Annotated in this window: 5 protein-coding genes; 4 read left to right on the top strand and 1 reads right to left on the bottom strand. The window is 34.8% G+C overall.

Going from position 1 to position 5,718, the window contains the following annotated elements:
• Positions 1-767: MerR family transcriptional regulator (locus tag QVA17_RS12070; protein WP_287389216.1), on the top strand; the 767-nt coding region annotated here is incomplete at its 5' end.
• Between the two features lie 58 nt (positions 768-825).
• On the top strand, positions 826-1,572 hold the full coding sequence (locus QVA17_RS12065; RefSeq protein ID WP_287389218.1) for an N-acetyltransferase: 747 nt from the start codon (positions 826-828) through the stop codon (positions 1,570-1,572).
• A 154-nt stretch (positions 1,573-1,726) separates the two neighbouring features.
• Here QVA17_RS12065 and QVA17_RS12060 read toward each other — a convergent pair whose 3' ends face one another.
• On the bottom strand, positions 1,727-3,124 hold the full coding sequence (locus QVA17_RS12060; RefSeq protein ID WP_287389214.1) for a hypothetical protein: 1,398 nt from the start codon (positions 3,122-3,124) through the stop codon (positions 1,727-1,729).
• A gap of 323 nt (positions 3,125-3,447) precedes the next feature.
• Here QVA17_RS12060 and QVA17_RS12055 point away from each other — a divergent pair, with 323 nt between their 5' ends.
• Entirely contained in the window at positions 3,448-4,473 is a 1,026-nt protein-coding gene (locus tag QVA17_RS12055; protein ID WP_287389212.1) for a site-specific integrase, read from the top strand.
• Between the two features lie 22 nt (positions 4,474-4,495).
• Positions 4,496-4,936: an acyl-CoA thioesterase gene (locus tag QVA17_RS12050; protein WP_287389210.1), complete on the top strand. Its 441-nt coding sequence runs from the start codon at positions 4,496-4,498 to the stop codon at positions 4,934-4,936.
• Positions 4,937-5,718 lie beyond the last annotated feature (782 nt).

Raw genomic sequence — 5,718 nt, 5'->3', positions numbered from 1 at the left:
TAAGCATCAGGATGTTACGCCACTATGATGATATCGGACTTTTGAAACCGGCAGAAATAGATGATTTCACCGGGTACCGTTATTATCGTGAGGAACAGCTTTTTACCATCGGGAGGATAACGTCACTTAAGGATATGGGCTTTGCACTTGCAGATATCATCAAGATCCTTGAGAACTACGATGATAAAGAAAAGATGGATGCCTTTCTGTCAGAGAGGCAGAAAGAGCTTTCAAAGCTTTCCAAAGAAACGGAGTACAAACTGATGCTTCTGGAAACAGCCAGAAAGAGGCTGAGGAAGGAACAGAATATGAGTTTTGATGTAACAGTAAAAACAATAGCGGAGAGATATGCGGCTACGGTTCAGATGGTGGTTCCTCACTATGAGGATGAAGGAATGCTCTGGAATACAATGATGAGCGAATGCAAGGATCTTGTACCGGCAGACCCGTGCCTTGCGGCGGCAGAGTTCCTCGATCCCGAGTACAAGGAAGAAAATGTTGAGATCATTGCGTGGATGACCGTGAATGGTTCTTATAACGATACGGAACATGTGAAGTTTAAAAATCTTCCTGCAGTAAAGGTTGCAAGTTGTATCATTAAAGGCAGCTACGACCAGATGGGTGAGGCATATGCGACTGTGGCGTCATGGATCAAAGAAAACGGTTACAAAATGAATGGACCTATGTTTAATATCTATCATGTGAGTCCTGCACAGACACAGAATCCTGATGAGTATGTAACGGAAGCTTGTTTTCCTATTGAGTAAATACTGTCTATGCCAAGGAGCTTAAGTGTTCCTTGGCATATTATTGAAAGGAGCGGTCATGGAATATATCCGGGTAACAAAAGATAATATCGAAAAAGAGCATATTTGCTGTGCAATATCTAATAATAATGATGTTCAGGTTTCTTCTAAGAAAGCATGGCTTTCGGAGAGGTTTGATGAAGGACTTGTTTTCCTAAAGAGCGTAGAGCGCGGAAAGTGCTTTATCGAATATATCCCGGCGGAAAACGCATGGATTCCGATAGAAGCAGATGGATATATGTACATTGACTGTCTCTGGGTGTCTGGGGCTTTCAAAGGACATGGATATTCTACAGATTTACTTACCGCCTGCATCGAGGATAGTAAGGAAAAGGGGAAAAAAGGGCTTTGTATTCTTTGCGCTTCAAAGAAGAAACCGTTTCTGGCTGATCCGAAGTTTCTGAAGTACAAAGGATTTGTCGTGAGCGATGAAGCTGATAATGGTATTCAGCTCTGGTATATGCCATTCGATAAAAATGCAAAAGCTCCGGTGTTTAAGGAATGTGCAAAACATCCGCATATAGAAGAGCAGGGATATGTTCTGTACTATACGAATCAGTGCCCGTTCAATGCAAAATATGTTCCGGTTTTGGAGCAGACGGCAAAAGAAAATGGTATTGCATTCAAGGCAATACATCTTGAAAGCAAAGAAGAAGCACAGAATGCACCGACACCAATCACGAATTATGCGTTATTCCATGATGGGGAGTATGTTACAAACGAGCAAATGAACGAGAAGAAATTCTTAAAACTTACAGGAAAGTGATATTCGTATTAACCGGAATACAATGTAGACTGACAAATCGGCAGTTTGTAGGGCTTTTCTATAAGAGAAAGAACTCGATAAATTCAAATTTATAGATATTAGTATTTGATGAAAAGGATTAAAAAAATATGCTGCCATCAGGCAGCATATTTTTTTATTTTACAACGTTATCTATTAATTTGTCTTTCTTATCAAATTGTAAATCTTCAAGTTCTGCATCTGATAGTGGTAGGAACTTGATGATGAAAACACCATTCTTAAGTTCGAAACTTTCAATAGCAATTTTGTTGTCTACGAATTCCTGAAGACTATCTTGGATAAGCTGGAGATTCTTCTTTTTATTCTTCAACTTAAATCTTACAATCTTCTGGAAATATGTGTAGCTGTATTCACCCACCTTGTTTTCCTGGTTTGCAATCTGTTCCTGCTTCATTGCGTAGCAGATGATCTTTGAAAGATTGTTCTGTAAAACATCATAAGAAGCAGAAGTAATAGAGATAAGCTTCTTCTTAATGATGGCATTACTTAAAACTTCTCCGAACTGAGCAATGGCATAAGGTCTTTCAGCATCTTCTTTAATAACAATATTATCGAAGAGGTTGAAGAAAATCTTACTTCCATCTGACTCGTAGAAGAAGTTATATTCTACAAGCTTGCGGCAAGAATTTGAAATCTTGTTAAGAACATTCTTACCTACATGATAATTTACAACTTCCTTACCTAAAGTATTCAAATCCACAATTACGGATTTCTCTCTTGAGAACTCCTGCATATTGATATTGGAAATGAAAGCATTAACAAGTTTTAAGTCGTTAGTGTCCATGGCCTTAGGTGGATTAAGTTTACCTGAGTTAACATGAACCTCTAGAAGTTCAGTTCCATTTTCATCAGTGATGATTTCTTGTAAAATATTCTCTGATGCTTCGTTCATCATAAGTGTAAAGGATGATGGACTAAAGAGTGGTTTATCAACTAACTCCGCTGGGAACTGACGTAAATATGAATCAATGTTACCAGCAAGCTCTGACTCAATATATTTCCAAGAACTAATAATTACATCATTCTTAAGAGAGTTGTAAATTGACTTATCTGTAAATGATGAAATTCCAGGGAAATTTATGAGTAAACTGTTTGAGTCGTTCTTCCATTCAGTAGCTGCATTTTTACGATCCTCAATAATTTCTGGAATATCTTTATCTCCGAAAATATCAGCATACTTATCGATAGCTATAGTCTTGGCCATCTGGATATCATTAGCAAGTGGATGCTTTGGATCATCAATGCTCATTGTGTTAATGTCGTTGATGTAATTCTTATACCAACGAGCTCTTTTCTGTAATCTCGATTTTTTGATTTTATTAATAATGGGAATTAAATCATCTCTACTGGTCTTACCTTCAAGATGTTCCATTAAAGCTTCATCTATTAATTCAGCAACATTATCAGCTTTGAAACCTTTATAGACTGACTTCTTTTTGTTGAAGTAATCAATAATAAGCGGATCAATATGGTTAGCTAACTCTTCGATGAATCTTCTTGAATATTGTTCCATTAACTTACCCCCGTCTAAATAATACGTAAATAATAAAACGCTCTTACTATTATATTTGATTCCCGATATAAAATCAATTAATTTTATTCACAGCCAAAATGGTGAAATGTGCATAAACACAAGCTTTGTTGTGGATAACTTATAAATAATATTATTGATATAAAACTCTGAACTCAGTTCAAAATTTTTTTTTTCTTTAATTACTATTTTGTTTGAGTTTTATTTGATTTCGAGATAAGTTGAGGGATTTGTTTTTTTGAAAATGCTTGACATATGTCGTCAATGTATGACAAAATTAACTTATACTACTACTGCTTTAGGAGGTGTTTTCTATTAACAAAGTCAATTTAGATATCAGCAAAGAATTCAATGACAAGATTTGGATTTACTTTGAAACTAATTTAAAAGCAAGAACAAGAAAGGAATACTACAATGTTGTGGCACATTTTACAAAGTGTGTTGGCCACGATCCTTACAACTTAAGTCTTGAGGATACTAAGAAGTTTTACGAGGATTTAATTAAGAAGATCAACAGTGAGAAATTGTCCTACAGTACTGCTGTTATGCGATATTCTGTAATGCGTTCGATTTGCGATTTTATAGAGAATTACAGAATAAATCATGGTGAGGAATACACTAATTATTTTAGAGAGTTTAGCCTTCCAGAGCAGGACAAAACCATAAAAGAAGAGGATTTGCCAAGCCTAAAAGAGGTTGACTTGGTTTTAAATAAATGTTTAGAATGTAATGACTATAAGGCCTTTACTATATTTTCCTTATGTCTTAAACTAGGGCTTACAAACACAGAAGTTTGTCATTTGGCTTTTGAAAATGTATTGCTTGTGGATGATGAGCACTTAGCCATCAGCCTAACATCAAGCGGAAATTCTAGCAGAAAGATTACACGAATCCTTGAGCTTGATAAAGACCTTTCAGAAATTCTTGATAAGTATATCAAGGACTATGAAATAACTGCCGGCCCGCTATTTTACAATAACAGAGGCAATCAAATAAAGATGCGTGACACAGAGCGTTTACTTTTAAAGTATATTGACATGATAAACACTGAGGGCAGCGAGGCTGTAATGGCAAGTAAAAAAACTGACACAAAGACTATAAAGGCAAGCAAAAAGAGCGACACAAAGCTTGTAATCAAGCCTTTCACTATGCAGAGCCTTCGCCATATCGCAATGATTATGCTACTTAAAGGCAATGTAAGTAAGAAAAATGTAGCTAAATTTGGTGGTATAACAACAAAATGGATGAATCGCTACGAAAGAATTGTAAATAAGAATGACGTTGACACTAACGGAGAGATGTCCATTTTATCAATAAAGACAGGATATTAATAAAATAAAAAAGGAGAGAAAAATGAAAGACTTAAAGGAAATCAAACCATACCAGCATCAAGTGCAGTACTACGAAACAGATCAAATGGGAATTGCCCACCACAGCAATTACATTAGATGGTTTGAGGAAGCAAGATCATATATTTTAACAGAAATTGGAATGGGATATGAGAAGATGGAAGAAATGGGAATTATAAGTCCCGTTCTATCAGTTTCAGCAAAATATAGAACAATGACGCATTATTATGACATTGTAAATGTAGCTTTAGAGGTTACTAAGTACAACGGAATCAAATTAGCCATTAAATATACAATTTCAGATTCAAAAACAGGTGAAATTAGATGTGTTGGAAGCTCAGAGCATTGCTTCCTGGATAAAAGTGGCAAGCCAATCTCTCTAAAAAGAACTTATCCAGAGATAGATGCCATATTAGAGAAATTTAACGAAATTAAAGAAGCATAAACAAAAGAACTAATTTTTTTAAGGGGGCAAGTATATGACACATATATAAGTGTCATATACTTGACGACTTGCTATTGTCACATACTTGACACACTTAATAATTATAAATGTTGTCACATACTTGACACTTTTGGGGCGTCACATACTTGACAACGTGTAGGTGTCACATACTTGACAACATATAAAAGGCAAAAAGTGTGTCACATACTTGACGACTTATTATGTGCTTATAATGTGTTTATATGTTCTAAAAAGTATAGAATTTGTTCTGCGGATATATACTTTGGATGAATATATTTTGTTCTAAAAATCTTAAAGCAATTTCCATTTTTTTCAAAAAAATAAATTCAAAAAACAGGGTGGATTTTTATTAAAAAATTTTATGTGCGTGAATTTGCTACTATGTTATGACTTAACGCAAATTTTCCTAGACAGAACTTCTTATAACGATTACATTAAGAAAAAAATTTTTCCCTTATATATCCTATCTTTTGTATTGGATAGATTTTGAATATCCCATTATGATTATCATGTGTTGTCAAGTATGTGACAATGGGTTTGTTGGGTGTCAAGTATGTGACAACATTGATTAAGGTGTCAAGTATGTGACAACACCATAAAAAATTTTATGACAATGTGGCAAATGGCATTGTGTATTATACTCAATTCAATTCTTAACCTCGAACTTCTATATTTGTTTTAGAAAAAGGTATAAGGAGGTGTATAATTTTCTAGAACTTATCCTTGATAAGAAGATAGAAAAAAATATAATACAAAAGATA

The organism is Lachnospira sp., assembly GCF_016290755.1.
In the GTDB taxonomy this organism is placed as follows: Bacteria; Bacillota; Clostridia; order Lachnospirales; family Lachnospiraceae; genus Lachnospira; species Lachnospira multipara.
This window is presented reverse-complemented; position numbering and strand designations above follow the sequence as displayed.